Below are 26,932 nucleotides of genomic sequence, written 5' to 3'. Positions count from 1 at the left end.
CAGATGACCGAGCCGCTCCTTGTCATCGACCAGCTGTCCATCGGCTTTTCCTCGCGCAAGGGCGACATTCCCGCGGTCGCGGCGTTCTCGCTCTCGATCAGCGCTGGCGAGGCGGTCGGGCTCGTAGGCGAATCCGGCTGCGGCAAATCCACGGTCGCGCTCGGGATCCTGCGCGATCTCGGCCCGAGTGGCCGCATCACCGGCGGCACGATCCGCTTTCGCGGACGCGACCTCGGCCAGCTTCCGGCCAATGAGCTTCGCCGCATCCGCGGCAACGAAATCGCGATGGTCTACCAGGAGCCGATGGCGAGCCTCAATCCTGCGATGCGGATCGGCCGCCAGCTGATGGAGGTGCCGATGGTGCATGCCGGCGCCTCGCGCGCCGAGGCCTGGGCTTTGGCCGAAGCGATGGTCGCCGATGTCGGCCTGCCCGATCCCGCCCGCATCCTGAATGCCTATCCGCATCAGCTTTCGGGCGGCCAGCAACAGCGGATCGTGATCGCGATGGCGTTGATGTCGCGCCCGGCCCTTCTGATCCTCGACGAACCGACCACCGCGCTCGACGTGACCGTCGAGGCCGCCATCATCGATCTGATACGCGGCCTGGGCCGGAAATACGGCACCGCCCTTCTCTTCATCTCGCACAATCTCGGCCTGATATGCGAGGTCTGCGACCGGGTCTGCGTCATGTATTCGGGCGAGGCCGTCGAGCACGGCCCCGTGCGGTCCGTCTTCGAGCGGATGCGCCACCCCTATTCCCAGGCGCTGTTCCGCGCGATCCCGCGGCCCGGCACTGACAAGACCACAGAGCGGCTCGAGACCATCCCCGGCCGCTTGCTGATGCCGCAGGACCGCCCCCGCGGCTGCAATTTCGCGCCCCGCTGCGCCCATGCCATCCCCGGGCTCTGCGACGCGACCGAAATCGCCATGCGGCCAGTACCCGACGCCACGGGCCTCCCGGGCGGCCATGAGGCGCGGTGCCTCCGTTTCGAGGAGATCGACTGGCAAAGCCGCGCGAGCGCCCCCGCAAACCCGCCCCAAGGCGAAATCGGGCCGCCGGTTCTGACCGTCACCGATTTGCGGAAATATTACGAAATCTCGTCCGGAGGCCTGTTCGGGCGCCGCCGACCTGCGCTCATCCGTGCCAACGAGAGGCTCAGTTTCGAGGCCCGCACCGCCGAGACGCTTGCCATCGTCGGCGAATCCGGGTGCGGCAAGTCCACCCTCGCCAGGGTGCTGCTCGGGCTTGAGACCGCGACCGGCGGCCAGGTGCGGCTGCACGGTCGGGACCTGCAGAACACCCCCGTACAGAAGCGCGGGGCCCGGACCGTCGCCGATTTGCAGATGGTGTTCCAGAACCCCTTCGACACGCTCAACCCCGCCCAGCGGGTCGGCCACCAGATCCTGCGCGCGCTCGAGGTCTTCGGCATCGGCAAGACCCGCCGTGCCCGCCGCGCGCGGATGTTCGAACTGCTCGAGTTGGTCGGACTGCCGCGCGACTTCGCCGAGCGGCTGCCGCGCCAGCTATCGGGCGGACAGAAGCAGCGCGTGGGCATTGCCCGCGCCTTTGCCGGGAATGCCCGCATCGTGGTGGCCGACGAGCCGGTCTCGGCGCTCGATGTCAGCGTGCAGGCAGCGGTGGCGGATCTGCTGATGGAAATCCAGCGCAGCCAGCGGACCACCCTGATCTTCATCTCGCATGATCTCTCGATCGTGCGCTATCTCGCCGACCGGGTGATGGTGATGTATCTCGGCCATGTGGTCGAGATCGGCCTCGCCGCGCAGGTCTTCGCGCCCCCCTATCATCCTTATACCGAGGCGCTGCTCTCGGCCGTGCCGGTCGCCGATACGCGCATAGAGAAGACCCGGATCCTGCTGGAGGGAGAGCTGCCCTCGGCGCTGAACCCGCCGCCCGGTTGCCCGTTCCAGACCCGCTGCCGCTGGGCCCACAGGGTCCCGGACGATCTTTGCAAAAGAAATCTGCCGCCCATGGTCGAGCGCGCGGCCGGCCATTCCATCCTCTGCCACCTTCCGCCCGAGACGCTTGACGAGATGGAGCCGGTTTTCCGAACCGCCCCTGAATAGACGAGAGCCGCCCTCGTCGGCCAGGCGAGGGGCGTCAGGTTCCAGGCGATTGACTTCCGCCCGGCGCAGTCCAGCGACGCGCCGACCACAAGCTCCCCCGGTTGCGAAATAGCGCGCCGGAAGACCTGCCGGGGGCCGGGAAGACCTGCGCAGGCCTGCCGCCTGCAGGACAGAAGGTCCGGATTGTGGCGCAGGCGCGCCCTTTCCAGCACCCCACCGCCACGAGCGCCTCGCACCGGGGGCCGAAGCCCGCCTTGTCCGTTCGTTCCGGCGATCTGCAGCGCGAGAGAGCGGCCCGGCGATCCCGCGGGGACACGACCACTGCCCGGCCCGAAACGGAAAAAGGGCCGCACCTTTCGGCACGGCCCTTCGAAATCGGGGGAAACGCGGATCAGCGTTTCGAGAACTGGAAGCTCCGGCGGGCCTTGCGGCGGCCGTATTTCTTCCGTTCCACGACCCGGCTGTCGCGGGTCAGGAAGCCGGCCGCCTTGAGCGCGCCGCGCAGGCTCGGATCGTAAAGCTGCAGCGCCTTCGAGATGCCGTGCTTGACCGCACCGGCCTGGCCCGACAGACCGCCGCCGGCAACCGTCGCCATCACGTCGAACTGGTCTTCGACACCGGCCACGGTGAAGGGCTGGCGCAGGATCATCTGCAGCACGGGACGCGCGAAATAGGCGTTGATGTCCTTGCCGTTCACGGTGACCTTGCCGGAACCCGGCTTGATCCAGACACGGGCAACCGCGTCTTTCCGCTTGCCGGTGGCGTAGGCACGGCCAAACGAATCGCGAACGGGCTCGCGCGGCGCATTCTCGTCAGCCGAAGCGGCAGGCGTGCCGGACACGACCGACTGCAGCTCATCGAGAGATTTGATTTCTTCGGCCATCACGCGCTCCGGGTGTTCTTCGAGTTCATGGACTTGACGTCCAGCACTTCGGGATTCTGGGCCTCGTGGGGATGCTCGGCCCCGGCATAGACGCGCAGATTGGTCATCTGCTGGCGGCTCAGGCGATTGCCCGGCAGCATGCGCTTGACCGCAGCCGTCACGACGCGCTCGGGATGGGCGCCTTCGAGGATCTGCGCGGCAGTGCGGTGCTTGATGCCGCCCGGATGGCCGGTATGCCAGTAGTATTTCTTGTCGCTGCGCTTCTTGCCCGTCATCTGCACCTTGTCGGCGTTGATGACGATCACGTTGTCGCCCATGTCCATGTGAGGCGTGAAGGACGGCTTGTGCTTGCCGCGCAGACGCATGGCGATGATCGAGGCGAGACGGCCGAGAACGACGCCCTCGGCGTCGATCACGATCCATTTCTTCTCGATATCCGCCGGGGTAGCGGTAAAGGTTTTCATTGGCTCTGCCCTGTATCGGCTGAAAGATCGGCCCGGAAACGGCGGACCGCTCCGGAACTCGGATGGACGCTTTCTAAGCATTTCCGCGCGCGGGTCAAGAGCGTTGAGCCTGACTTAATTGTTGTTTCTCAGATACTTGCGAAATAGGTATCATATTACCCCAAGATCAGACGCCTCCGGAGGCCCGGAATGCCGAACGCCGGCCGTTCCCGGCCGGCGTCGCGCCATTTGTCGTCTTGTCGTCTCGTCGTGCGCGGCTCAGGTCCGGCGGCGGCGCATCGCTCCGATCAGCCCGAGGCCCGCAGCCAGCATCGGCAGCGTGGCCGGAAGCGGAACCGGCGCCGGGTCGGTCGAAGGCAGCCCGCCCGCGAAGGGCTGCAGATGAACCTGACCGCGCAGCACGGCCGAAGCCGCGAAGACATTGCCCTCGATGGCGGTCGAATTGGTCAGCGCGGCATTGCCGGCCAGCACCGTGCCGTACACCATCCGATCAAGAGCGACCGAGGTCGCCTCGTAGAAGTTCCAGATGATGCGCTGCCCGTCGCTGGCCTGCAGGCCCAGAAGGTTGTCCTCGAACAGGATCGAAGATCCCGACACATTCAGGATCAGCGTATCGCTCGCGCCGAGGATGAAATCGATCTGACCGATGGCGCCGCCGAAATCGGAGATGTCGAAATTGTAGACATTGAGCCCGCCGCTGGTGGCGTCGATCTTCAGCGTGTTGCCACCGCTGACGGTGGCGGTTCCGGTTGCGGCAAGCGCCGAAAGATCCTCCGAGGCCTTGTTCAGGGTGGCAACCATGTCGGTCGGGAACAGCGCCTCGAAACCGGCATCGCCCTGAAGCCCGCTTTCGACCCGGACACCGTCGAAGGTCGGCGTTTCCTTGTTGTTGATGTTCTGTCTCGTGCCCTCCGACAACGTCCCGCCGACCAGCACCTCGCCGGTCCGCTCGACACCGAACTGCACGGTATCGACAGAGACATCGCCCCGGACCGCCAGGGTGGTTCCGCCGGAGCCGATGCGAATGGCGCCCGGCCCGCGCGCATCGCCTTCGACGATCACATCGGGATAGGCCGACCCCGGCATGTCGCGATTGGCGAAATCGGCCTTGCCCGAGGAGGCGACCAGATCGCCGCCGACATAGGCGCGTCCGTAATTGTCCTGGTTGGTGTCGAGATCGCCGGCCGTCACGATCGAGAATTGCGAGAGGATCTCCGATGCCGACAGCGTCGCCGCGGGCGCAGCCCCGCCAAGAGAGACCGCCAGCGCGGCCCCAAGCAGGAATTCCGTTTTCATATCAAGGCGTCCCCCAAAGAAAATCATGGAAAATATTCCCGGCAACTGCCCCACCCGGACCGGTTGCCGATATCGGTCACTTTAATCGCTCCGGATCATCCGGCAAGCCTTGTCCAACGCCCCCTCAGCGGGAAAAACGGGACGCGATGCTTAGGCTGTGGCGGCGACGTGGCGGATTTCTGCTCCGCAGGTGCCGCTTTCGCGTCATTTTCCCGAATTTGCTATTGATCGAATCCCAAACCTTCCATAGGTGACGCGAACGATCGGACCCGATCCCAACTTCGGATCTTCCCGGGGGGGCGCTAAGGGACCGACTGGATTCAATCTGCTGGTAAGAAGGGGCGCGCCATGACTGACGCCAACCTCTTCCGACTGGGGATCGGTCTGGAGACAGGCGCCCATGCGGAAGATCACCGCGGCCACCCGGCCGCCGACGCCACTCGCGATGTCTTTGACGTTGCGCGTGACGACCATTTCATACGCCGTGAAGGCCGGATCTTTGCCGGGACCCATCTGATCATCGAGGTCGTCGATGGCGATGGGCTGGATGACGAGGACCGGATTCAGAAGGCGTTCCGCGACTGCGTCGACGAATGCGGAGCGACGCTTCTGCACATCCACACCCACAAGTTCAGCCCCCAGGGCGTGAGCGGCGTGGCGGTGCTGGCCGAAAGCCATATCTCGGTCCACACCTGGCCCGAGATCGGCTATGGCGCCTTCGACGTCTTCATGTGCGGCGATGCCGAACCCTGGCGCGCGGTCGACGTGCTGCGCACGGCTTTCAACGCCGGCGATATCCGCGTCAAGGAGCTGCTCCGCGGCGAGGATGTGGTGGCTGCGCGCGTCGCCGCCTGACCGGCCGGTGCCAGGCATAACCAGGCCAGAATGGTCGCGCCGTCTCGCGGCGCGACATACCCCTTGATATGACAATATCCTGCAAGACTTGCGGTGGCAGCCAGCCAGGATCGGTGCGGCTGCTGCGGTTGCCGAACCGATGCGCGCAGACCCGGCAGGGCCTTCGGACTGGCGGCGGGCGGGGCGATGCCCCTGCGATACGGCATTGATGCATATCGGTCTTCTTATCTTCGCGGCGGTCTGCGGAACGGCCCCGGTGGCTTTCGCTCTCGCAGAGACGGGGGACCCGGCATTTCGGCCCCTGACCGAAGGGTTACGGCTTGACCCCGTCGCCGGGGCCCGGAAGGCTTGCGCCATGAAGGACGGCCCCGATATTTCCCGCAGCACCGCGCTGACCGCCACCCCGATGCGTGCCTCGATCCCGATGGCGTGCCTGGGCGAACCGACTTTCGGGCCCGGGATCTCTGCTGCTCCGCGCCAGCCGACCGAGGCTGCGCCGATCCGGGTGCGCAAGCAGGGCCGCCACCGCCATTTCGCACTTGCCGGGAGCATGGTCGCAGGCGGGGTGCGTGTCGGGTTGGCCCGCGCCAGGGGGCATCTGCGCAGCCGCACCGGGCCGCGCAATGCCACGCCGCGCAGGATCCGGGTCTGGCATGACCTTGGCACGGGCCCCCGCGCGGTCGCGCTCCTCAAGAGCCTCGCGGCACGCGGCGGGCTGACCGCCCCGCAGCAGGATGCGGCCCCGACCGGCCGCAAGCCGGCCTTTTTCGCGAGGCCCGGCCTCGCCCTGCCCCGGACCGGTCGCGGGCGGCGCCCGATTTGCCGTGCCTGCCCCGGCCCGCGCGCGCAGTGCGCGGGCGGGCTGTGCCGCCCCGAGCGGGCGTGCCATCTGCCTCTGACCCCGGTGGGCGCGCATGCGCTCGCCGAAGCCTTTCCGACCTGAGCCCGGGGCCGGGCCTTCAAACAGACTGAAATCAAGGAGCGACGCTATGACAGACACCCCGATTCCGGGCTGGACCCTCGAACGCCTGCACAATGGCTATGGCCAGGCGCTGGAAGAGACCGAGCTGCTTTATGACAGCCGGACCGAACACCAGCGGCTGAGGGTCTTCGAAAATCCGAGCTTTGGTCGGGTGATGACGCTGGACGGCGTGGTGCAGGTGACCGAGGCCGACAATTTTATCTATCACGAGATGCTGACCCATGTGCCGATCCTCGCCCATGGTGCGGCCAGGCGGGTTCTGATCGTCGGCGGCGGCGATGGCGGGATGGCCCGCGAGGTGTTGCGCCATCCCGCAGTCGAGGAGGTCACCATGGTCGAGATCGACGCCGGCGTGGTCGAGTTCTGCAAGACCTACCTGCCCGGCATCAGCCAGGGCGCCTTCGACGATCCGCGACTGAAGCTCGTGATCGATGACGGCGCCGCCTTCATGCGCAATACCCAGCAGAAATACGACGTGATCGTGGTCGATTCCACCGATCCGATCGGACCGGGCGAGGTGCTGTTCACCGACAGTTTCTACGGCCATGCCAAGCGCGCGCTGACCGAGGGGGGCATCCTGGTGACGCAGAACGGGGTGCCTTTCGTCCAGGGCGCCGAGCTGACCAATTCGATGCGTGCCTTCAAGGCGCTCTTTGCCGACTGGGGATGCTACCTCGCGACGGTGCCGACCTATGCCGGCGGCCCGATGGCCTTCGGCTGGGGCACCGACGGTCCGGGCCGCACGGTGTCCCTGGCCGAGCTCGAGGCCCGGGCGGCGGCGGCCGGGATTTCGACCGAGTATTATACCCCCGAGGTCCACAAGGCCGCCTTCGCGCTTCCGGGCTATGTCCGCCGCCTGATGCCCTGAACCTCTTGCGCGGCCAGGGGTACTCTGCTGCCATCGGCCCGCACATGAGAACGCCCGGAACCGGCAATCACGCGGTTCCGGGCACCAGCAAAGGCCAGAAGGGCGTCCCCGGCTATCCGATCATCCCGCCCTTGTCGCCAAGGGTCTCGTAATGTCGCTTGAGCCGCTGCAGCGCGATCCTGAGCACGATCTTGCCCGAGCGCGCCGACCAGCCCATGCGCTTCTCGGCCTGCTCCAGCCCCTCGAGAAAACAGCAGCAGCGCAGCGCCACATCGCCAAGCCCGGGCCCCAGCTCGCGCAGCGCGGCGCTCACCCTCTCCCGGGCCGCGCCCGGCCCCTCGGCCGGACCGTCATTGCCGAAGAAGGCGCCGCGATCGCCGCCGGTCAGGAACCGGTCCCAGTTCTGCGCCACCCGGGGGCCGAGCTGGGCCACCTCGAAATCCTCGCGCAACCGCTCGCCCGCCGCGACCAGATCGGGGCTGAGGAAGGGCTTGCCGTCCTTTTCCTTGCGCCGTGCCAGTATCGACAGCGGCGACTCGGCCCGGTTGAAGCGGATCCGCTCGGCCCGCGCCGTCTTGCCCTCTTCCCAGTCGCGGTGCTGCTCGGCAAAGGGCGAGGCCGGTTCGGCCAGACCGTCGCGCCGCTCGGCCTCGCGCATCTGCAGCCGCTTCAGCGCCGCCCGCCCGGCCGTGCTGATATCGTAGATCGTGACCCGGCCGCGATTGCGGCAGACGATCCAGTCCTTCAATGCGAAGGCCTCGGCGACCGAGCGGTCGACGACCGCGGTCCGCGTGGTCTGACCTCCGCCACTCTCGCGCAGGATAGCGGCCTTCTCCATGTCACGGGCAACGGCCATGAACGAACCCGGCTCGTTCAGGCGCCGCAGGATGCGCAGCGCTTCGCGACTGATCGTGGCCTCATCCGCAACCGGACGACGCGAACGCATTGTCGAGGACATGTAGGGGGTCTCCTTCTGGGGATCATCGGACGGGACGGGCTCAGCGCCAAGGCGGCTCAGCGCGTCATCGATCAGGGGATCGTCCCGCCGGGTCTCCACCCGACGGACCTGGCGCATGACGGTCGAGGGATGGCAGCCCTCGATCCGGGCCAGGGCGCGCAGCGACACGCCCCCTTCGATATGAGCCAGATAGAGCCGCGCCGCCCGGGGCAGCCACACCGGCGCGGATTGCAATTGGCGATGCATGGCCACGGCACTCCTTCCTTCGGCTCTCTGGAAATGCGGCCGAAGCATGGGTGCTTGCCTGCCGCATTTTACAATCAAAGGTTGATTTAGTTACGTTACAGTTAACCGATTAACTACGCATTCATTATTGTTTCCAGACACTAAAGATTTCTGTGGATAGAGTGCGCAGCCTCTTTCGGAGACGCAACACCCGCTATGGTTGTGCAAGGATGCTCGGTGTCATTACCAGGAGGTCCTGCCATGAACATGCTGCCCGCCACGCTTGCCACGCTGCGTCGCCCCCGCCTGCTGGTGCGGGCGGCGCGGTTCGGTCTGGCCGATTACCGCCGCGACCGCGATCTGGTGCGGCTGACGCAGGGACAGATGCCGGGCAACGCCCGCACCGTGCTGAGCTGGCTGATCGAACAGGAAGAGCGCATGGAGGAAACCCGGAAGTCTGGCGACGCCGGATATTCGATCGCGCGGCATGTCGAGTTGCTCATCGCGCTGATGGCCGAGGCCCGGCTGATCTGCGAGATCGACAGCCAGCGTTCGGCCGGCTGAGGGGCGGGCACAGGCGCGGGCGCCCGCCGAGCGGGGGCGCCCGGAGTCAGACGAAGGCGTCAGGCATTTCCACCTTGCGCCGGGCCATGTAATCCTCGACCGCCTCGCGCCGCGCCGGATCGAGCGGTGGCGCCTCGAAGCGGCTCAGCAGCGTACGGACCCGCTCCGCGGCAAGCGTGGCGGTGTCGCGCGCGCCTTCCTCGTCCCAGGTCTCGAACGGCTTGTAATCGAGCAGATCCGTGCGCCAGAACGCCTCGCGGAAATGCGCCTGGGTATGGGCGCAGCCAAGGAAATGCCCGCCCGGGCCCACCTCGCGCAGTGCGTCCATCGCCTGCGCCGCGCCATCGGTCGCGATCCCCGCCGCCATCCGGTGCAGCGCGCCAAGCTGATCGGCATCCATCACGAATTTCTCGTAGCTTGCGACCAGCCCGCCTTCCAGCCAGCCCGCCGCGTGCAGCATGAAGTTGACGCCTCCCAAAAGCGCCGCGTTCAGCGTATGCGCGGTCTCGTAGGCGGCCTGCGCATCGGGCAGCTTCGAGCCGCAAAGTGCCCCGCCCGAGCGGAACGGCAGCCCTAGGCGCCGCGCCAGCTGGCCCGCGCCATAAAGGATCTGGCTCGCCTCGGGCGTGCCGAAGGTCGGCGCACCGGAATTCATGTCGATCGAGGTCACGAAGGCGCCGAAGACCACCGGCGCGCCGGGCCGCACCAGCTGCGAATAGGCCACGCCCGCCATGACTTCTGCCAGCACCTGGGTCAGCGTGCCCGCCACCGTCACCGGCGCCATCGCGCCGCCCACGATGAAGGGCGAGACGATGCAGGCCTGATTGGCCGCGGCATAGACCTCGAGCGCGCCCATCATCGTCGCATCGAAGGTCAGCGGCGAGTTGATGTTGATGAGCGAGGTCATCACCGTGTTCTCGGCGACGAAGTCGGCGCCGAAGAGCTGCTCGCACATAGCCACCGAATCCCGGGCCCGCGACGGATCGGTGACCGAGCCCATGAACGGCTTGTCCGACAGCGTCATATGGGCATGCAGCATGTCCAGATGGCGCTTGTTGACGGGCACGTCGGTGGGTTCGCAGACGGTGCCGCCGGAATGGTGCAGCCATTTCGACATCTGCCCCAGCTGCACGAAGCGGCGGAAATCCTCCATCGTCGCATAGCGCCGCCCGCCCTCGATGTCGCGCACGAAGGGCGGACCATAGACCGGCGCCAGCACCAGATTGCGGCCGCCGATCTCGACATTGCGCGCGGGGTTTCGGGCATGCTGGGTGAAGCGCGCGGGCGCGGTGGCGCAAAGCCTGCGCGCAAGACCGCGCGGGATGCGCACGCGTTCGCCCTCAAGCTCGGCCCCGGCCTCGCGCCAGCGCGCAAGGGCGGCCGGATTGTCGACGAAATTGACGCCGATCTCGGCCAGAACCGTCTCGGCATTGGCCTCGATGAGTTCCAGCGCCTCGGGTGTCAGGATCTCGAAATCGGGGATGTTGCGGGTGATGAACCGCGCCGTCTCGATGCCCGGATTGCTGCGCGCCGCACGCCGCGCGGCACCGCCACCGCCGCGGCCCCGGCGCGCGCCCGTCGCCTCTGCCTCGCTCATGCACGTCTCCCGTCGTTCTGGCATTGCCTGATCAGAGTTCTAGGCCGATCCCCCGTGCCGGGCCGCGCGGTTTGCGGCCTTTCCTTTGTCTTCCGCGACATCGGCGGCGCGCCCTGCCCCGCATCTGTCCGAATTCCGGCCACCCTTGCCCTGTCTGGCCCGGGAAACGCCCGGATACGGTCGACAACCTGCCGCGTGACGGTCTCGGTCTGCGGAGATATTCTTCGTCATGTTGCCGTCCACCCGCGGTTCGTGCCGCCAAGCCCGGAATTGGACCGACATTGGACAAGAGAGGACCCGATGCCGCGTCGCCTGACCGCCTTCCTGGCCCTGACCGCCCTCGCCTTCATCGGAGGCCTGCTGGCCACCCCCGCCCCGGCCGACAGTTCGAGGCCGGGGCGGGGTCACGGCAGCCAGATGGCCGTCGCAGATCCCGCCGCGCACGGTACCGTGGCGCATGGAGCCGGTCCCGCCACCCCGGCCGCCGCTCTGACTGGCGGCATCTGCCGCGGCTTCGGTCCCCAGGCCCCGCGCGACATCTCGGCGCCCGCCGGCCGCAATGCGCGCCTCTTCACCATGGCGCCGCCGGCCTCCCAGATGAATCTCTGCAACATCCACACCCATACCAATGCCGAACATGCCGGTCCGGGCTTCGCGCTCAGCGCGGGCGGCGGCGAGCATGGCGGCTACAAGTGCAACGAGACCGCGCAGCTGACGGAGAAGGAGCTGAAAGACCCCGCCGCCGGGCTCGGCGCCTTTCACGGCGCGAAACCCGGCGATAGCATCGAGGTGCATTGGGTGTTCAGCTCCTGCGACGTGGCCCCGGGCAAGGGGCTTGGGGCCTGCATGTCGGACAGCTGTCAGAACCCGCAACTGCGCGTCGAATCCCAGGTCTTCCTTCTGGTCAACGACCACACCGCGCTGGATTTCAAGGACTATACCTACCGCGGCCATCAGGTGCAGGCCCTGCACCAGCCGCGCGCCCTGCCCGGCGATACCGGCACGCCGGTCACCTATGGCGGCTCGACCACCGGACCGAGCTACAGCCAGACCATCTGCTCGCCGCTGCAGGTGACCTGGTCGGTCCGCCCCGACTGCGCCCGGCTCGACATCAACTCGCTTTACGAATGGGCCGCTCTCGGCAACGTCTTCGAGGAAGATCACAGCCATGGCGTGCGTCCCCTCGTGACCGCCGTGGAGCTGCTTTCGCAAATCCGCTGACCGCCTCCGCATCCGGCGGATTGCCACGGCGCATGGGGTCGCATAATGAGACGCCATGAGCACGCATGACCGCCTTCTTATCATCGACTTCGGCTCCCAGGTGACGCAGCTGATCGCGCGTCGCCTGCGCGAGCTGAACGTCTATTGTGAAATCCATCCCTACCAGAACGTCACCGACGCCTTCCTGCGCGACTTCGCGCCCAGGGCGGTGATCTTCTCGGGCGGGCCCGCCTCGGTGCTGGACGAGGGATCGCCCCGTCCGCCGGAAAGCGTCTTCACGCTGGGCGTCCCGATCCTCGGGATCTGCTATGGCCAGCAGGTGATGATGCAGATGCTGGGCGGCCGGGTCGAGCGCGGCGATGGCACCGCCGAATTCGGCCGCGCCTATGTCACGCCCTCGGACGACCGGATCAACCTGCTGAACGGCTGGTTCACGACCAACCGCGAACAGGTCTGGATGAGCCATGGCGACCATGTGGCTGAAATCGCGCCGGGCTTCGAGGTGTACGGGACATCGCCCAACGCGCCCTTCGCGATCACCGCGGACCTGTCGCGCAACTTCTTCGCCGTGCAGTTCCATCCCGAGGTGCATCACACCCCGAACGGCAAGACGCTTTACGAGAATTTCGTGCGGCTTGCGGGCTTCACCGGCGACTGGACCATGGGCGCCTATCGCGAGGAAGCGATCCGCAAGATCCGCGAGCAGGTCGGCGATGCCAGGGTGATCTGCGCGCTGTCGGGCGGCGTCGACAGCTCGGTCGCGGCCGCGCTCCTGCACGAGGCGGTGGGCGATCAGCTGACCTGCGTCTTCGTCGATCACGGGCTCTTGCGGCTGAACGAGGCCGACGAGGTGGTGGCGATGTTCCGCGACCACATGAACCTGCATGTGATCCATGCCCAGGAACAGGACCTCTTCCTTGGCGAGCTCGAGGGCGTCTCCGACCCCGAGACCAAGCGCAAGACCATAGGCCGGCTCTTCATCGACGTGTTCCAGAAATATGCCGACCAGATCGAGGGTGCCCGCTTCCTGGCCCAGGGCACGCTTTATCCCGACGTGATCGAATCCGTCAGCTTCTCGGGCGGGCCCTCGGTCACCATCAAGTCGCACCACAATGTGGGCGGGCTGCCCGAGAAGATGGGCCTCGAGCTGGTCGAGCCGCTGCGCGAGCTCTTCAAGGACGAGGTCCGGGCGCTGGGCCACGAACTTGGCCTGCCCGCCAGCTTCATCGGCCGCCATCCCTTCCCCGGGCCGGGTCTCGCGATCCGCTGCCCCGGCGAGATCACCCGCGAGAAGCTCGAGATCCTGCGCAAGGCCGATGCCGTCTATATCGACCAGATCCGCAAGCACGGGCTTTACGACGAGATCTGGCAGGCCTTCGTCGCCATCCTGCCCGTCCGCACCGTGGGCGTCATGGGCGACGGGCGCACCTATGACTATGCCTGCGCGCTGCGCGCCGTGACCTCGGTCGACGGCATGACAGCGGATTATTACCCCTTCACCCATGACTTCCTGGGCGAGACCGCGACGCGGATCATCAACGAGGTCAAGGGGATCAACCGGGTGACCTACGACATCACCTCGAAACCCCCGGGGACGATCGAATGGGAGTGACCGTCACCGGCTGGATCGAGGCCACGCCCGAGCGTCTTGCGGCGCTTCGGGCGGCGGCGCCCGAGCATGTGCGCCTGACCCGGGCCGAGCCGGGCTGTCTGCGCTTCGAGATGCGCGAAGACCCCGACCGGCCCGGCCGCTTCCTGCTGGACGAGGAATTCACCGACGCCGCCGCCTTCGCCGCCCATCGTGCCCGCAAGGAGGGCACGGCCTGGGAACTGGCGGCCGCCGGCCTGCCGCGCGAGATCGAGATCGCGGGCCTGCCCGCATGAGCGCCCGGCCATGACCCCTGTGCTCCGGGCCGCCCTGTGGATGACCGGAGCCATCGCCGCCTTTTCCTCGATGGCGGTGGCGGGCCGCATGGTCTCGGTCGAGCTCGACACCTTCGAGCTGATGCTCTACCGCTCGCTGATCGGCCTGGGACTGGTGCTGACGGTCGGCGGCGCCTTCGGGCGACTGCACGAGATCTCGCACCGCCAGCTCGGGCTTCATTTCATCCGCAACCTCTGCCATTTCACCGGCCAGAACCTCTGGTTCCTGGCGTTGGGCCTGATCCCGATGGCGCAGGTCTTCGCGCTGGAATTCACCTCGCCGATCTGGGTCGCGGTGCTGGCGCCGGTGATCCTGGGCGAGCGGCTGACCCGGATGCGCGCACTCGCGGCCTTCGTGGGCTTTCTGGGCATCCTGATCGTGGCCCGTCCCGATCCGGCCGCGCTCGAGCCCGGCGCCATCGCCGCGGCCGGTGCCGCCATCGGTTTTGCCGGATCGGCGCTGTTCACCCGGCGGCTGACGCGCAGCCAGTCGATCGTCTCGATCCTGTTCTGGCTGACGGCGATGCAGGCCGCGATGGGGCTCATCTGCGCCGGGATCGACGGCCAGATCGCCTGGCCCTCTCCCGCCGCCTGGATACCCCTGACGGTGATCGGCCTGGCCGGGCTGACTGCGCATTTCTGCCTGACCAGCGCGCTCTCGGTGGCGCCTGCCAGCATCGTCATGCCGCTCGACTTCCTGCGCCTGCCGGTCATCGCCGTGGTCGGGATGCTGCTTTATGACGAGCCGCTCGACGCCTACGTCCTGATCGGCGCCGCGATCATCCTGGTGGCGAACTTCCTCAACCTGCGCGGGGAAACGCGGCACTCAAGACACGCCAGCCGGAAAACAGGGGCCGCATCCCCTGCACGTCGCGGAAACGATTGACCGCCGAAGCATCCGCCCGCTAGCGTTTTCCCAAAAGAGAAAAAGTCAAAAATGAAAAGTGGGAGGAGAAAATGAAATATGCCGTTGGGGCGGCCGCATTGGCCATCGTGACGACAGGACCCGCCCTCGCGGGCGGGATCGAGCGAAGCAATCAATCCGTCAGCATCCTGTTCGAGCAAGGCACCTATCTCGAACTCGGCTTCAGCCGGTTCAGTCCCGATGTGAGCGGGTCGTCCAGCGCCACCGGTTTGGGCTCGGGCGACATGCTGCCGGGCTTCAACGGCGCCTCTCTCTCCTTCAAGCAGGACCTAGGAGACAACGCTTCCCTCGCACTGATCCTCGACGAACCGGTCGGCGCGGATGTGTCCTATGAAAGCACAAACAACTATCCGGTGGGATCGCCGACATCGACGCTTGACGGCGCGAATGCCGACGTCAACGCGACCGGCGTCACGGCGCTGCTGCGATACGAGCTTCCTTCCAATGTCAGCCTGATCGGTGGTCTCCGCGCCATCAGGACGTCGGGCACCGTGAGCCTTCCCGGGGTCGGCGCCTATTCGCTGAACTCCTCGACCGAGACCGATTTCGGCTATATCGTCGGCATCGCCTGGGAAAAGCCGGAAATCGCGGCACGCGTGGTGCTGACATACAGCTCGGCGATCGATCACAAGTTCGATACGGTTGAGAGCGCCGGGTCGTTTTCCATCTCGAACGATCTGGATGTCACGATTCCGCAAGCGCTGACGCTGGAATTCCAGACCGGTGTTGCGGCGGATACGTTGCTCTTCGGCTCTGTCAGGTGGGTGGACTGGACGGCCTTCGACATCACCCCGGACCTTTACACCGGCAGCGTGGTGCCGGGCGGATCTCTCGTCGATTACGACCATGACGTGATCACTTATAACCTGGGTCTCGGGCGTAAGTTCAACGACAACTGGTCAGGAGCTATCCTGTTCGGCTACGAGAAGCACGAGGGCAGCTATACCGGAAATCTTGGGCCGACCGACGGGTTCCGCTCGATCGGTCTGGCCGCCACCTACTCGACCGGCAGGGTCAAGGTGACGGGCGGTATCCGCTATGTCGATATCGGCGATGCCAAGACGCGGTTCGGACCGAGCACGACCAGGTTCAAGGGCAATGACGGCATCGGTGTGGGGCTCCGGGTCGGGTATTATTTCTGAGCCTGGCACCATGGCTGCAAGCGACGCCCCGGCCGCCCTGCCGGGGCGTTTGCGTTCGGGCAGAAGCGAATGGGTTTGACCGACCCGCAGCGCCGGGATAGGACGCGGCCGCGGATCGAGGGATGGTCGAATGATCTATGACACGGCAAAGGCCTGGCGGCAGGCAGACAGGCGGCATGTGCTGCTGTTCGGCATGTCGGGCCTGGGCAAGACCCATGTCTCGAACATGCTGCGCGCTGCGGGCGGCTGGTTCCACTACTCGGTCGATTACCGCATCGGCACCCGCTACATGGGCGAATTCATCGCCGATAATTTCAAGCGCGAGGCGATGAAGGTGCCGCTGCTGCGCGAGCTCCTGCGCACCGACAGCGTGTTCATCGCCTCGAACATCACCTTCGACAATCTCGCGCCGCTCTCGACCTATCTCGGCAAGCCCGGTGCGCGGGACAAGGGCGGCCTGCCCTTCGACGAATACATGCGCCGCCAGGAACAGCATCGCGAGGCCGAGATATCGGCCCTGCTGGATACGCCGCGCTTCATCGACCGCGCGGCCGAGCTGTACGGCTATGGCGATTTCGTCTGCGATTCCGGTGGCTCGATCTGCGAGGTGGTCGACCCCGAGGATCCGGCCGATCCGGTACTCTCGGCGCTGGCCGCGCGGCTGCTGCTGGTCTGGATCGAGGGTAGCGAGGCCCATACCGCCGAGTTGGTGCGCCGCTTCGACCGGGCACCGAAGCCGATGTATTACCAACCCGCCTTCCTGCATGAGGCCTGGGCCGACTACCTGTCCCGGACCGGGCTTTCCGAGGCGGCGGTCGATCCCGACGCCTTCGTGCGCTGGACCTATGCCCGCGCGCTGGCCCACCGCCAGCCGCGTTACGAGGCGATGGCGCGGAACTGGGGGGTAAGGGTTCGGGCCGAAGACGTGGCAGCCCTGCGCAGCCCCGAGGATTTCACCAACCTGATCGCCCAGGCTATCGACAGAGCGCCAGCGCGGCCCTGATCGCAGCCGCGGCACCCGCCAGCGGAAAGCGGCCCAGCCTCGGGCCCGCGCCGCCCTGGATCTCGAGCGTCTGGCCGCGCTGGAGTGCACCCAGCACCGGTGCCCCGGGCGGCAGCCGGGCAAGCATACCGGCCCCAGGGCTCGCGGCGAAGGTTACCGGAAATCCCTGCCCGTCTATGGCCAGGGTCAGAATGCGCGGCCCGGCACCGCCGCCGATCCCGTCAATCTGCAGAAGCCGCTCGCCGCCGCGGGCGCAGAAAAGATAGAAAAACGCGTCCTGACGGCCCTCGGCCGGCCCCCCGGCAAAGGCGCCGCGCCCATCCGAGGTCACCCCGCTCGACCAGAGCGGCGCCGGCGGCACGATTGCGGGGGAGGTCTGCCCGGAACAGTCGCGCGAGACGCACGCGGCATAGGCAGCACTGTCGGCCGGCCCGAATGCCGACAGGCAGCGCCAGACGCAGCGTTGCAACTCCCATTCCGGCCCCTCCTGCTGGGACCGCCCGGCGCCCGCCGCCGCGATCAGACCGGCCGCAAGGGCAGCGACGCCCCAGCCCGCAGCGCTTGTCCAGCCTCGCACCCATTCCCTCCGTCTTTTGCGGATTGTTCCGAGATATGGAACAACGCAGGGTCCGTTCTGTCAATCGACCGAAGCAACCCTTGAGGGACAGCCGCAACTCGCCTATGTTCGCGCGCCGTTCGAATGGAGATGTCCGATGCCCATCAAGATCCCGTCCGACCTTCCCGCCTATGACGTGCTGTCGCGCGAGGGGGTGATGGTGATGGGCGAGGATGAGGCCTCGCGTCAGGACATAAGGCCGCTGAAGATCGCGCTTCTGAACCTGATGCCGAAAAAGATCCAGACCGAAACCCAGTTCGCGCGGCTGATCGGCGCGACGCCCCTTCAGATCGAGCTGAGCCTGGTGCGGATGACCGAGCACAAGACCAGGAACACTGCCGCCGAGCATATGGAGGCTTTCTATCGCCCTTTCGCCGAGGTCGCCGACAGCGGCGAGAAATTCGACGGCTTCCTCATCACCGGCGCCCCGATCGAGCATCTGCCCTTCACCGAGGTCACCTATTGGGACGAGCTGACCCGGGTCTTCGACTGGACCCAGAGCCATGTGCATTCGACCTTCGGCGTCTGCTGGGGCGGAATGGCGATGATCTACCATTTCCACGGCGTCCAGAAGCATATCCTGCCCGCCAAGGCCTTCGGCTGCTTCCGGCATCGTAACCTGGCGCCGGCCTCGCCCTATCTGCGCGGCTTCTCGGATGATTGCGTCATTCCCGTCAGCCGCTGGACCGAGATGCGGCAGAACGAGATCGACGCGGCACCCGGGCTGGTGACACTGCTTGGCAGCGACGAAAGCGGCCCCTGCCTGGTCGAGGATGCAGGCCATCGCGCGCTCTATATCTTCAACCATTTCGAATATGACAGCGACACCCTGAAACAGGAATACGACCGCGACGTGGCCAATGGCACGCCGATCAACGTGCCGCAGAACTACTATCCGGCCGACGACCCGACGCGGCCGCCGCAGAACCGCTGGCGCAGCCATGCGCATCTTCTTTACGGCAACTGGATCAACCTGATGTACCAGACCACGCCGTTCGAACTGAACCGGATCGGGACGCTCTGAGCATGGCCGAGGATTATGCGCCGACCGGACGGCTGATCGAGATCGAGGGGCGCCGGGTCCATGCCCATCAGGAGGGCAGCGGGCCCGACGTGATCCTGCTGCATGGCGCGGGGGGCAATACCCGCGATTTCACCTTCGATCTGCTCGACCGGCTGTCAGGCGCGTTCCGCGTCACCGCCTTCGACCGGCCCGGGCTCGGCCATACCGACCCGCTGCACCCCAATGGCGAAAGCCCGGCCGAACAGGCCGCGGTGCTGGAAGCCGCCAGCCGCAGGCTCGGGCTTGGCCCGGCGGTTCTGGTCGGCCATTCCTTCGGCGGCGCGGTGGCGCTGGCCTGGGCGCTCGACCATCCCGAGCGGGCCGCGGCCATCGTCTCGCTTGCGGGCGCGGCAATGCCCTGGCCGGGCGGGCTCGGCCCCTATTACGAACTGGTCTCGTCGGATTTCGGCTCGATGTTCATGGTGCCGTTGATCTCGGCCTTCGTTCCGCGCTTCGTCGCCGAGCAGACCATCGCCCGGATCTTCGAGCCCGATCCGGTGCCCGAGGGCTATGGCGCGCATATCGGCATCGCGCTCAGCCTGCGCCCCGAGACGCTGCGCGCCAATACGCGCCAGGTGAACGGGCTCAAGCCCCATATCTGCGCCATGGCCGAACGCTATGACGAATTGACGATGCCGATCGAGATCCTGCATGGCACCGCCGACCGCATCGTGCCGATCGAGGTGCATTCCCGGCCGCTGGCCGAGCGGCTGGCCAATGTGCATCTGACCGAACTGGACGGCATCGGTCACATGCCGCATCATGCCGACCCCGAGGCCGCGGTCGCCGCGATCCGGCGGGCTGCGGAACGGGCCGGATTGCACCCGGGCGCCTGATCGCCATACTGGTCCGGCAGCGACCGGAGCATGCGATGACAGATCTTCCCTTCGACGGCGCCATTACCCGCTATTACCGAAACGGGGCCCCCGATGACATTCGCGAGGCCATCGCCGATGGCCACAAGCACGACATCCTGGACCAGAGCTATCCCCATGACCGGCGACTCGACAGCGACATCTATTCCGACGAGCTGAAGGCGCTGCAGATCGAGCTGGCAAAGCTGCAGGCCGATGTGAAGGCCACGGGCAAGCGCATCGCGGTGCTGTTCGAGGGGCGCGACGCCGCCGGCAAGGGCGGCACCATCCGGCGCTTCCGCAAGAATATGAACCCGCGCATCGCCCGGCAGGTGGCCCTGCCCGCGCCCTCGGACCGCGAGAAAAGCGAATGGTATTTCCAGCGCTATGTCGAGCATCTGCCCGCTGGCGGCGAGATCGTGCTGTTCGACCGGTCCTGGTACAACCGCGCCGTGGTCGAGCATGTCTTCGATTTCTGCACCAGGGAAGAGCGCGAACGCTTCTTCGGCCAATTGCCGGATTTCGAGCGGATGCTGGTCGACGAGGGCATCCTGCTGATCAAGTTCTGGCTCAATGTCGGCCGCGCCGAACAGCTGCGCCGTTTCCTCAAGCGCGAGCGCGACCCGCTGAAACAGTGGAAGCTGTCCCGGATCGATGTCGAGGGCCTCAGCCGCTGGGACGCCTATTCCGACGCGATCCGCGAGACCTTCGCGCGCAGCCATACCGGTCATGCGCCCTGGACGGTGATCCGCTCGGATGACAAGCGCCGGGCACGGCTGGCCGCGATCCGCCGCGTGCTGACGCTGGTCGAGTACAAGGGAAAATCCGACAGGATCGTCGCCGCCCCCGACCCGCAGATCTGCGGCGGCCCCGAGATCTGGGCCCCCTGAGGGCTGCGCGCCCTCAGGCGAACAGCACCAGCGAGCGCGCGTCCCAGGCCACCCGCGCCTCGGTGCCGCGTTCAAGCACCGGGCGCCCGACGAGGTTCTTCATCGAGATCGTCATCGGCCGGTCGACCCCGTCAAGCCGCACCACGTAATAGGTCATGTCGCCATAATAGGAGAGATCCTCGACCGTGCCGGTCGCGACGCGGCGATCGGTGGTCTCGCCGGGAAACAGGATCGACATGGTCTCGGGGCGGATGCCCACGCTCTGGGTCTGGCCCGGATGCCAGCCGCCGGGCAGCTGATCGGGGCCGATCACCGCACGGCCAAGCCCGGCCGCCTCGACCTCGATATGATCCTCGTCGCCGACCCGGGCGGTCGCGGGCAGGAAGTTCATCACGCCGATGAATTCGCCCACCTGACGCGTGTTGGGCCGCCGGTAAAGCTGTTGCGGCGTATCGAGCTGGGCGATCTGGCCCTCGAACATCACGGCGATCCGGTCGGACATGATCAGCGCCTCTTCCTGGTCATGCGTCACCAGAATGAAGGTGATGCCCACCTGCCGCTGCAACCGGCGCAGTTCGGTCTGCATCTGCTCGCGCATCTTCTTGTCGAGCGCCGAGAGTGGCTCGTCGAGCAAAAGCACCTTGGGCTCGAGGATCAGCGCCCGCGCCAGCGCCACCCGCTGACGCTGCCCGCCCGAAAGCGCATGGGCCGCGCGCGCGCCAAAGCCCCTCAGCCCGACCATCTCCAGCGCCTCGGCCACCTTCGCGGCCTTCTGCGCCTTGCTCAGGGGCTCGCGCCGCAGCCCGAAGCCCACATTCTCGGCCACGCTCAGATGCGGGAAGATCGCGTAGGACTGGAACACCATGTTGGTGGGCCGCACATTGGCAGGCACGCGCCTCATGTCCTTGCCGTCGATCGTCAGCCGCCCGCCAGACAGTTCCTCGAAACCCGCGATGGTGCGCAGAAGCGTGGTCTTGCCGCAGCCCGACGGCCCCAGCAACGAGAAGAACTCGCCCTGCCGGATCTCGGCCGAGATGCCGCGCAGGGCGTGAAACTCGCCGTAATATTTCTCGACATTCTCGAGCGCGATGATGGGGCGTTCGATGCCCAGCGTGTCTTTCACAGGAATCCTCCGGCATCGGCCTTCCCGGTGCGCGCGGCGCCCCGGCGGCGGACATATTCGGCAACGGTCAGCAGGATCACCGAGGTCAGCACAAGCAGTGTGCCGAGCGCCATGATCACGGGAATCTTCTGCGGGAAGCGAAGCTGTCCCCAGATATAGACTGGCAGGGTCGGGTTGGTGCCGGTCAGGAAGAAGGCGATGATGAATTCGTCCAGAGAGATCGTGAAGGCGATCAGCAGAGACGATACGATGCCCGGCATCACCAGCGGCAGCGTGATGAGGCGGAAACTCGACCAGCGGCTCTCGCCGAGATCGATCGCGGCCTCTTCGAGCGAGACGTCGAGGCTCTGGAAGGCCGAGTTCAGGATCGCGATGGAAAACGGCGTGCACATGAGCACATGGCCCAGCACCACCGTCCAGGATCCGAGCGGCAGGCCCAGTTGCAGCAGCACCACCAGAAGCGAGACCGCCACGATGATCTCGGGCAGCACCAGCGGCAGCATGATCAGCCCCAGGATGCCCTTCTTGCCCGGAAAGGCAAAGCGCGTGCCGGCCCGCGCCGCGCAGATCCCGAGGCAGGTGGCGATCACCGCCGAGGAGACCGCGATGATCAGGCTGTTCAGCACCGCCGTATGCAGCGCCGGGATGGTCATCAGTTCGCGGAACCACTCGAACGTGACCCCCCTCAGCGGAAAGGCGATCACCGTGCCGTCATTGAAGGCAAAGACCGGCAGCAGCGCGATAGGCGCGTAAAGGAAGATCAGATAGAAGATCGCGTAAAGCCGGAGCCCCTTCATTTCTGACCCCTCAGGTAGCGACGGTTCAGCACCAGGAACAGCACCGCGACCGCCGTCACCATCGCCATGGCCAGCACCGCCAGCGCGGCCCCCATCGGCGCGTTGTTGAGTTTCAGGAACTGGGTCTGGATCATGTTGGCGATCATCAGCCCGTCCGGCCCGCCCACCAGCCGGGGCGTCACGTAATCGCCGATGGTCGGGATGAAGACGATCAGCACCGCCGCCACCACCCCCGGCATCGCCAGCGGCAGCGTCACCCTCAGGAAGGTCATCGCCCGGCTCTCGCCCAGATCGCGGCTGGCCTCGAGAAGCGAGCGGTCGATCTTCTCGAGCGCGACGAAGATCGGCAGGATCGCGAAGGGCGCATAGGCATGGGCCAGGGTGATCACCACCGCATTGGCGTTATAGAGGATGAAGCTCAGCGGTTCGTCGATGATCCCCAGCCCGCTCAGCGTGGTGTTGAGCACGCCGTTATAGCCAAGGATCACCTTCCACAGAAACACCCGCATCAGATAGGACGACCAGAACGGGATGGTGATCAGGAAGATCCACATCGACTTCTGCGAGGGCGGCACGCTGAACGAGATGAAATAGGCGATGGGAAAGGCGGCCAGCACGGTTGCCGCGGTCACCGCCAGCGAGATCAGAAGCGAGCGCAGCAGAAGCTGGCTGTAAAGCGGGTCGGAAAAGGCCTCGCGGTAGTTCTTGAGCGTCAGCGTGGTATCGAGCGTCAGGTAATCCTGGCTCCAGAAGCTGAACAGAACGATCGCGGCAAGCGGCACCGCCAGCAGCAGCAGCGCATAAAGGAAGGGCGGCGCCACCAGGAAATACCCCTGCGCCGCCTCGCTTCGGCCCAGCCGGGGCCAAGCCTTGATCTTGATCATCGGAATCGCGCCACTCCCCGTTTTGGACGCGATCATGGAAACAGACGCGGCCCTGCGCAAGGGCAGCCGGCCCGCCTTCGGAGGGTTTCCCGGGCATCTGCCCTGGATTTCGGCAAAACACCTCGCGATAGCCCGAACGGTCGGTCCGGGTCAGGCCAAAGCCGACCGGGTCCGGCAGGCTCTGAGAGCGCTCAGCCCATCGTCCGCAAACGCCTGATCAGGCTCGACGTATCCCAACGCCCGCCGCCAAGGTTCTGGACGTCCTTGTAGAACTGATCGACCAGCGCCGTGACCGGCAGGCTGGCACCGGTCCGCTCGGCAGTGGCCAGGCAGATGGCCAGATCCTTGCGCATCCAGTCGACCGCGAAGCCATGGTCGAATTCATCCTCCAGCATGGTCTGACAGCGGTTCGTCATCTGCCAGCTTCCGGCCGCGCCGCCCCCGATCACCTCGACCACGGCGCGCCCGTCAAGCCCCGCCTTCTCGGCGAAATGCAACCCTTCCGACAGCCCCTGCACCAGCCCCGCGATGCAGATCTGGTTGACCATCTTGGTCAGCTGCCCGGCACCGCTGGCGCCCATAAGCCTGGAAAGCTTGGCATAGGCGGCCATCACCGGCTCGGCCTTGCCATAGGCGGCCTCGGATCCGCCGCACATGATGACAAGCTGGCCGCCCTCGGCGCCCGCCTGCCCGCCCGATACCGGCGCATCCACAAAGCCGATATCGCGGGTCTCGGCCAGTGCGGCCATTTCCTTGGTCACCATCGCCGAGACAGTGGTGTGATCGACGAAAACGGCCCCCGCCTCCATCCCCGCAAAGGCACCGCTCTCGCCGGTACAGACCGCGCGCAGATCGTCGTCATTGCCGACGCAGGCCATCACGAACGCCGCCCCCAGCGCCGCCTCGGCCGGGGTGGGCGCCGCGCGGCCGCCATGACGCGCGACCCAGTCCTCGGCCTTGGCGGCGGTGCGGTTGTAGACGGCAACCTCATGGCCCGCTGCGGCGAGATGCCCCGCCATGGGAAAGCCCATCACCCCAAGGCCCAGAAATGCAACCCGTGCCATGCGGCTCCTCCCCTCGTTGCATGAAACGTCTTTTTCTCTTACCTAACGGCCTCATCCGAGGCGTCAACAACAGGTGCGCCATGCCCCATCTCTTCCGCTGGCTGTTGCGGATCTTCACCGCCGTCGTCATCCTCGCCGGTCTGGGCATCGGCGGGGTCTATTATCTCGCCTCGCGCTCGCTGCCCGATTACAACGGCACCCATGAGGTCGAGGGCCTGAGCGCCCCGGCCGAGATCGTGCGCGACCATAGCAGCGTGCCGCATATCTTCGGCAAGACCGACGAGGACGTCTTCTTCGGACTGGGCTATGCCCATGCACAGGACCGGCTCTGGCAGATGACGGTGCTGCGCCGGACGGCACAGGGCCGCCTGTCCGAACTGTTCGGAGCCCGGACGCTGAAGATCGACGAGCTGATGCGGCGGCTCGATATCTATCGCCTCGCGCAGGACTCGGTCGAGGCCCAGGACCCGCAGACCCTGGCCGCGCTCGAAGCCTATTCCCGTGGCGTCAATGCCTGGATCGAGACCGTCAATACCGAGGCCCGCGGCCGTGGCGCGCCCGAGTTCTTCCTGTTCCGGCCGGAAGTCGCCTATTGGCAGCCGGCCGACTCGATCGCGTTGGTCAAGCTGATGGGCGTGCGGCTGTCCTCGCATCTCGATGCCGAGGTGCTGCGGGCCCGGGTCTCTCTGCTGATGGAGCCCGAGCGGGTGAGGGACATCCTGCCCGACGCCCCCGGACCGGGGCTGGCGGCCCTGCCCGATTATGCCGATCTCGCCCCCGGGGTCGTGCCCTCCTCGGCGCCGCTGGCGCGCTATGCCGAGGGTCCGCTCTCGCCTTTCGCCGGACCGGACTTCGCCGGCGCCTCGAATGCCTGGGCCGCCGCCCCGAAACGCTCGGCCGCGGGCGGCACGCTTCTGGCCAACGATCCGCATCTGGGCTTTTCCGCGCCCTCGATCTGGTATCTCGCGCGGCTCGAGCTGTCGACCGGAGGCGTGATCGGCGGCACCATCCCCGGCATTCCGACGATCCTTTCCGGCCGCTCGGCCAAGCTCGGATGGGGGCTCACCACCTCCTATCTCGACGATCAGGATGTGTTCCTCGAACAGCTGAACCCGGACAATCCACAGGAATACCGGACGCCCGACGGCTTCCGGCCCTTCGAGACCCGGCGCAGCATCATCAAGGTCGCCGATGCCGAGCCGGTCACCATCACGCTGCGCTGGACCGAGAACGGGCCGGTCCTGCCCGGCAGCCATTACGACCTGGCCTCGATCACCCCGCCCGGCCATGTGGCGTCGCTGGGCTGGACGCTGCTGAACGGCGCCGATACCTCGATCAGCGCAGCGATGCAGGTCATGCGCTCGCAAAGCGTCGACGAGGCGATCGAAGCCGGCCGGTTCTTCATCGCGCCCTCGCTGAACCTGACCCTGGCCGATGCCGACAGCATCGCATTGCAGATGATCGGGGCCATGCCCCGGCGGATGGCCGACAACCAGAGCCAGGGCCGCCTGCCCCAGCCGGGCTGGAAAGAAGAAAACCGCTGGCAGGGCTGGCTGAACTATGCCGCCAATCCCAGCTTCCGCGACCCCGCAAGCGGCATTCTGGGCAATACCAACAACAAGCTGGTCGACCGGCCGTTTCCGCTTCATGTCAGCTTCGACTGGGGTGACAGCCAGCGGATCCAGCGCTGGAAGCGGCTGATGGAGACCCGCAAGGTCCATACCCGCGAAAGCTTCATCGAGGCCCAGCTCGACACCGTCTCCTTCACCGCGCGCTCGCTGCTGCCTCTGGTCGGCAGGGATCTGTGGTTCACCGGCGCGCCCGCGCCCGCAGGCAGCCCCGAAAGGCTGCGCCAGCGCGCGCTGGAACTGCTGGCCGGCTGGAACGGCGAGATGAACGAGCATCTGCCCGAGCCGCTGATCTATGCCGCCTGGATGCGCTTTCTTCAGCGCGACCTGATCGAGGACGATCTCGGACCGCTCGCGCGGGCCTTCACCCATGTCGACCCCCTGTTCATCGAGCGGGTGTTCCGTGACATCGACGGCGCCTCGATCTGGTGCGATATCCGCCAGTCGGCCCCGATCGAGACCTGCACCGAGATCGCCCGCAAGTCGCTCGACGAGGCGCTGCTGTATCTCTCCGAGACCTTTGGCGGATCGCTCGAATCGCTGCGCTGGGGGCAGGCGCATCAGGCCTGGCACGACCATCCGGTGCTGGGCGAGACGCCGTTGCTGAAATGGATCGTGAACATACGCCAGCCGACCTCGGGCGGGGACAACACGCTCAACCGGGGCCTGACCAAGGGCACCGATCCCTTCCCCTTCGCCAGTCTGCATGGCGCGGGCTATCGCGGGGTCTACGATTTCGCCGATCCAGACAGCTCGGTCTTCATCATCTCGACCGGCCAGTCGGGCCATCCGCTGAGCCGTCATTACGACGATCTGGGCGAGCTCTGGCGTCGGGGCGAATATATCCCGATGACGCTCGATCCCGCCCTTGCCCGCGCCGCCGCAGTCGGCATCACCACTCTGGTGCAGAAATCCCGCTGATCCGGCGCCCCGCCCGGCCAAGCGGCCTGCGGGGCGCTGAACCGCGGGCTTGCCGGGTCATGCGCGGGCGGGCGGACCGACCGCAAGCCTGTCCGGCGCTT

At 66.5% G+C, this 26,932-nt stretch carries 25 protein-coding genes; 15 read left to right on the top strand and 10 right to left on the bottom strand.

Translation table 11 applies throughout. The features are described 5' to 3' along the window. The first annotated feature begins 3 nt into the window (after positions 1 to 3). On the top strand, positions 4 to 2,085 hold the full coding sequence (locus ACK8CO_RS19015; RefSeq protein ID WP_414897662.1) for a dipeptide ABC transporter ATP-binding protein: 2,082 nt from the start codon (positions 4 to 6) through the stop codon (positions 2,083 to 2,085). Positions 2,086 to 2,476: 391 nt separating this feature from the next. On the opposite strand, the gene rpsI is transcribed toward ACK8CO_RS19015, so the two are convergent. The 3 genes from rpsI to ACK8CO_RS19000 form a co-directional block, all read right to left on the bottom strand. Beyond that, complete coding sequence (gene rpsI, locus ACK8CO_RS19010) at positions 2,477 to 2,968, bottom strand: 30S ribosomal protein S9 (RefSeq protein WP_080616411.1); 492 nt, start codon at positions 2,966 to 2,968, stop codon at positions 2,477 to 2,479. Beyond that, positions 2,968 to 3,432, bottom strand: coding sequence for a 50S ribosomal protein L13 (gene rplM / locus ACK8CO_RS19005; RefSeq protein ID WP_042461976.1), 465 nt, complete (start codon positions 3,430 to 3,432; stop codon positions 2,968 to 2,970). Before rplM ends, rpsI begins: the two co-directional genes overlap by 1 nt. A gap of 258 nt (positions 3,433 to 3,690) precedes the next feature. After that, complete coding sequence (locus ACK8CO_RS19000; RefSeq protein ID WP_414897661.1) at positions 3,691 to 4,728, bottom strand: collagen-binding domain-containing protein; 1,038 nt, start codon at positions 4,726 to 4,728, stop codon at positions 3,691 to 3,693. A 348-nt stretch (positions 4,729 to 5,076) separates the two neighbouring features. Here ACK8CO_RS19000 and speD point away from each other — a divergent pair, with 348 nt between their 5' ends. The 3 genes from speD to speE all read left to right on the top strand — a co-directional run bounded on the left by speD (position 5,077) and on the right by speE (position 7,433). After that, entirely contained in the window at positions 5,077 to 5,583 is a 507-nt protein-coding gene (gene speD, locus ACK8CO_RS18995; RefSeq protein WP_080616413.1) for an adenosylmethionine decarboxylase, read from the top strand. 355 nt (positions 5,584 to 5,938) lie between these two features. Next, positions 5,939 to 6,526: a hypothetical protein gene (locus tag ACK8CO_RS18990; RefSeq protein ID WP_414897660.1), complete on the top strand. Its 588-nt coding sequence runs from the start codon at positions 5,939 to 5,941 to the stop codon at positions 6,524 to 6,526. A 46-nt stretch (positions 6,527 to 6,572) separates the two neighbouring features. Continuing rightward, on the top strand, positions 6,573 to 7,433 hold the full coding sequence (gene speE / locus ACK8CO_RS18985; RefSeq protein WP_414897659.1) for a polyamine aminopropyltransferase: 861 nt from the start codon (positions 6,573 to 6,575) through the stop codon (positions 7,431 to 7,433). Between the two features lie 112 nt (positions 7,434 to 7,545). Here speE and ACK8CO_RS18980 read toward each other — a convergent pair whose 3' ends face one another. Then, positions 7,546 to 8,637 (bottom strand): DUF6456 domain-containing protein, encoded by a 1,092-nt coding sequence (locus ACK8CO_RS18980; protein WP_414899048.1) that lies wholly within the window; start codon positions 8,635 to 8,637, stop codon positions 7,546 to 7,548. A gap of 240 nt (positions 8,638 to 8,877) precedes the next feature. On the opposite strand from ACK8CO_RS18980, the gene ACK8CO_RS18975 reads away from it, so the two are divergent. Continuing rightward, entirely contained in the window at positions 8,878 to 9,180 is a 303-nt protein-coding gene (locus tag ACK8CO_RS18975) for a DUF6477 family protein (protein ID WP_414897658.1), read from the top strand. 46 nt (positions 9,181 to 9,226) lie between these two features. Here the strand turns inward: ACK8CO_RS18975 and ACK8CO_RS18970 are convergent, their stop codons facing one another. Continuing rightward, positions 9,227 to 10,777 (bottom strand): trimethylamine methyltransferase family protein, encoded by a 1,551-nt coding sequence (locus tag ACK8CO_RS18970; protein ID WP_414897657.1) that lies wholly within the window; start codon positions 10,775 to 10,777, stop codon positions 9,227 to 9,229. A 300-nt stretch (positions 10,778 to 11,077) separates the two neighbouring features. Between ACK8CO_RS18970 and ACK8CO_RS18965 the strand changes: the two genes are divergently transcribed. The 6 genes from ACK8CO_RS18965 to ACK8CO_RS18940 all read left to right on the top strand — a co-directional run bounded on the left by ACK8CO_RS18965 (position 11,078) and on the right by ACK8CO_RS18940 (position 16,991). Further along, positions 11,078 to 11,998 carry a delta-class carbonic anhydrase gene (locus ACK8CO_RS18965; protein WP_414897656.1) on the top strand — a complete coding sequence of 307 codons (921 nt, stop codon included), beginning with the start codon at positions 11,078 to 11,080 and terminating at the stop codon, positions 11,996 to 11,998. Positions 11,999 to 12,053: 55 nt separating this feature from the next. Continuing rightward, entirely contained in the window at positions 12,054 to 13,610 is a 1,557-nt protein-coding gene (gene guaA / locus ACK8CO_RS18960) for a glutamine-hydrolyzing GMP synthase (protein ID WP_414897655.1), read from the top strand. Then, complete coding sequence (locus ACK8CO_RS18955; RefSeq protein ID WP_080616421.1) at positions 13,601 to 13,882, top strand: putative quinol monooxygenase; 282 nt, start codon at positions 13,601 to 13,603, stop codon at positions 13,880 to 13,882. Before guaA ends, ACK8CO_RS18955 begins: the two co-directional genes overlap by 10 nt. A 10-nt stretch (positions 13,883 to 13,892) precedes the next feature. Next, positions 13,893 to 14,807 carry a DMT family transporter gene (locus ACK8CO_RS18950; protein WP_414897654.1) on the top strand — a complete coding sequence of 305 codons (915 nt, stop codon included), beginning with the start codon at positions 13,893 to 13,895 and terminating at the stop codon, positions 14,805 to 14,807. Positions 14,808 to 14,878: 71 nt separating this feature from the next. Beyond that, positions 14,879 to 15,988 (top strand): hypothetical protein, encoded by a 1,110-nt coding sequence (locus ACK8CO_RS18945; protein ID WP_414897653.1) that lies wholly within the window; start codon positions 14,879 to 14,881, stop codon positions 15,986 to 15,988. Positions 15,989 to 16,118: 130 nt separating this feature from the next. After that, positions 16,119 to 16,991 (top strand): ATPase, encoded by an 873-nt coding sequence (locus tag ACK8CO_RS18940; RefSeq protein WP_414897652.1) that lies wholly within the window; start codon positions 16,119 to 16,121, stop codon positions 16,989 to 16,991. On the opposite strand, the gene ACK8CO_RS18935 is transcribed toward ACK8CO_RS18940, so the two are convergent. Beyond that, positions 16,963 to 17,568 (bottom strand): hypothetical protein, encoded by a 606-nt coding sequence (locus ACK8CO_RS18935; RefSeq protein WP_414897651.1) that lies wholly within the window; start codon positions 17,566 to 17,568, stop codon positions 16,963 to 16,965. The genes ACK8CO_RS18940 and ACK8CO_RS18935 overlap by 29 nt on opposite strands. Positions 17,569 to 17,704: 136 nt before the next feature. Between ACK8CO_RS18935 and metA the strand changes: the two genes are divergently transcribed. The 3 genes from metA to ppk2 are packed head-to-tail and all read left to right on the top strand — an operon-like array spanning position 17,705 to position 20,414. Next, positions 17,705 to 18,631 (top strand): homoserine O-acetyltransferase MetA, encoded by a 927-nt coding sequence (gene metA / locus ACK8CO_RS18930; RefSeq protein WP_414897650.1) that lies wholly within the window; start codon positions 17,705 to 17,707, stop codon positions 18,629 to 18,631. A 2-nt stretch (positions 18,632 to 18,633) separates the two neighbouring features. Further along, on the top strand, positions 18,634 to 19,506 hold the full coding sequence (locus ACK8CO_RS18925; protein WP_080616427.1) for an alpha/beta fold hydrolase: 873 nt from the start codon (positions 18,634 to 18,636) through the stop codon (positions 19,504 to 19,506). A gap of 35 nt (positions 19,507 to 19,541) precedes the next feature. Beyond that, positions 19,542 to 20,414, top strand: coding sequence for a polyphosphate kinase 2 (ppk2, locus tag ACK8CO_RS18920; RefSeq protein ID WP_414897649.1), 873 nt, complete (start codon positions 19,542 to 19,544; stop codon positions 20,412 to 20,414). Positions 20,415 to 20,427: 13 nt separating this feature from the next. On the opposite strand, the gene ACK8CO_RS18915 is transcribed toward ppk2, so the two are convergent. The 4 genes from ACK8CO_RS18915 to ACK8CO_RS18900 form a co-directional block, all read right to left on the bottom strand. Continuing rightward, positions 20,428 to 21,537, bottom strand: coding sequence for an ABC transporter ATP-binding protein (locus ACK8CO_RS18915; protein WP_414897648.1), 1,110 nt, complete (start codon positions 21,535 to 21,537; stop codon positions 20,428 to 20,430). Continuing rightward, positions 21,534 to 22,334, bottom strand: coding sequence for an ABC transporter permease (locus ACK8CO_RS18910; protein ID WP_414897647.1), 801 nt, complete (start codon positions 22,332 to 22,334; stop codon positions 21,534 to 21,536). The genes ACK8CO_RS18915 and ACK8CO_RS18910 overlap by 4 nt, the downstream gene beginning before the upstream one ends. Beyond that, positions 22,331 to 23,218, bottom strand: a complete 888-nt coding sequence (locus ACK8CO_RS18905; protein WP_080616430.1) for an ABC transporter permease — start codon at positions 23,216 to 23,218, stop codon at positions 22,331 to 22,333. The genes ACK8CO_RS18910 and ACK8CO_RS18905 overlap by 4 nt, the downstream gene beginning before the upstream one ends. Before the next feature lie 191 nt (positions 23,219 to 23,409). After that, positions 23,410 to 24,282 carry an NAD(P)-dependent oxidoreductase gene (locus tag ACK8CO_RS18900; RefSeq protein WP_414897646.1) on the bottom strand — a complete coding sequence of 291 codons (873 nt, stop codon included), beginning with the start codon at positions 24,280 to 24,282 and terminating at the stop codon, positions 23,410 to 23,412. Positions 24,283 to 24,362: 80 nt separating this feature from the next. Here ACK8CO_RS18900 and ACK8CO_RS18895 point away from each other — a divergent pair, with 80 nt between their 5' ends. After that, the gene (locus ACK8CO_RS18895; RefSeq protein WP_414897645.1) at positions 24,363 to 26,831 is read left to right on the top strand and encodes a penicillin acylase family protein; all 2,469 of its coding nucleotides are present in this window, start codon (positions 24,363 to 24,365) and stop codon (positions 26,829 to 26,831) included. Positions 26,832 to 26,932 lie beyond the last annotated feature (101 nt).

The organism is Rhodovulum sp. HP10, from assembly GCF_047553435.1.
GTDB lineage: Bacteria > Pseudomonadota > Alphaproteobacteria > Rhodobacterales > Rhodobacteraceae > Rhodovulum.
Note: the sequence above shows the minus strand (reverse complement) of the source record. Positions and strands in the feature narration are given on the sequence as shown.

Bases quoted from the DNA above. Each gene is read 5' to 3' on its own strand.
- ACK8CO_RS19015 (WP_414897662.1), top strand. From the start codon at position 4: ATGACCGAGCCGCTCCTTGTCATCGACCAGCTGTCCATCGGCTTTTCC.
- rpsI (WP_080616411.1), bottom strand. From the start codon at position 2,968: ATGGCCGAAGAAATCAAATCTCTCGATGAGCTGCAGTCGGTCGTGTCC.
- rplM (WP_042461976.1), bottom strand. From the start codon at position 3,432: ATGAAAACCTTTACCGCTACCCCGGCGGATATCGAGAAGAAATGGATC.
- ACK8CO_RS19000 (WP_414897661.1), bottom strand. From the start codon at position 4,728: ATGAAAACGGAATTCCTGCTTGGGGCCGCGCTGGCGGTCTCTCTTGGC.
- speD (WP_080616413.1), top strand. From the start codon at position 5,077: ATGACTGACGCCAACCTCTTCCGACTGGGGATCGGTCTGGAGACAGGC.
- ACK8CO_RS18990 (WP_414897660.1), top strand. From the start codon at position 5,939: ATGAAGGACGGCCCCGATATTTCCCGCAGCACCGCGCTGACCGCCACC.
- speE (WP_414897659.1), top strand. From the start codon at position 6,573: ATGACAGACACCCCGATTCCGGGCTGGACCCTCGAACGCCTGCACAAT.
- ACK8CO_RS18980 (WP_414899048.1), bottom strand. From the start codon at position 8,637: ATGCATCGCCAATTGCAATCCGCGCCGGTGTGGCTGCCCCGGGCGGCG.
- ACK8CO_RS18975 (WP_414897658.1), top strand. From the start codon at position 8,878: ATGAACATGCTGCCCGCCACGCTTGCCACGCTGCGTCGCCCCCGCCTG.
- ACK8CO_RS18970 (WP_414897657.1), bottom strand. From the start codon at position 10,777: ATGAGCGAGGCAGAGGCGACGGGCGCGCGCCGGGGCCGCGGCGGTGGC.
- ACK8CO_RS18965 (WP_414897656.1), top strand. From the start codon at position 11,078: ATGCCGCGTCGCCTGACCGCCTTCCTGGCCCTGACCGCCCTCGCCTTC.
- guaA (WP_414897655.1), top strand. From the start codon at position 12,054: ATGAGCACGCATGACCGCCTTCTTATCATCGACTTCGGCTCCCAGGTG.
- ACK8CO_RS18955 (WP_080616421.1), top strand. From the start codon at position 13,601: ATGGGAGTGACCGTCACCGGCTGGATCGAGGCCACGCCCGAGCGTCTT.
- ACK8CO_RS18950 (WP_414897654.1), top strand. From the start codon at position 13,893: ATGACCCCTGTGCTCCGGGCCGCCCTGTGGATGACCGGAGCCATCGCC.
- ACK8CO_RS18945 (WP_414897653.1), top strand. From the start codon at position 14,879: ATGAAATATGCCGTTGGGGCGGCCGCATTGGCCATCGTGACGACAGGA.
- ACK8CO_RS18940 (WP_414897652.1), top strand. From the start codon at position 16,119: ATGATCTATGACACGGCAAAGGCCTGGCGGCAGGCAGACAGGCGGCAT.
- metA (WP_414897650.1), top strand. From the start codon at position 17,705: ATGCCCATCAAGATCCCGTCCGACCTTCCCGCCTATGACGTGCTGTCG.
- ACK8CO_RS18925 (WP_080616427.1), top strand. From the start codon at position 18,634: ATGGCCGAGGATTATGCGCCGACCGGACGGCTGATCGAGATCGAGGGG.
- ppk2 (WP_414897649.1), top strand. From the start codon at position 19,542: ATGACAGATCTTCCCTTCGACGGCGCCATTACCCGCTATTACCGAAAC.
- ACK8CO_RS18910 (WP_414897647.1), bottom strand. From the start codon at position 22,334: ATGAAGGGGCTCCGGCTTTACGCGATCTTCTATCTGATCTTCCTTTAC.
- ACK8CO_RS18905 (WP_080616430.1), bottom strand. From the start codon at position 23,218: ATGATCAAGATCAAGGCTTGGCCCCGGCTGGGCCGAAGCGAGGCGGCG.
- ACK8CO_RS18900 (WP_414897646.1), bottom strand. From the start codon at position 24,282: ATGGCACGGGTTGCATTTCTGGGCCTTGGGGTGATGGGCTTTCCCATG.
- ACK8CO_RS18895 (WP_414897645.1), top strand. From the start codon at position 24,363: ATGCCCCATCTCTTCCGCTGGCTGTTGCGGATCTTCACCGCCGTCGTC.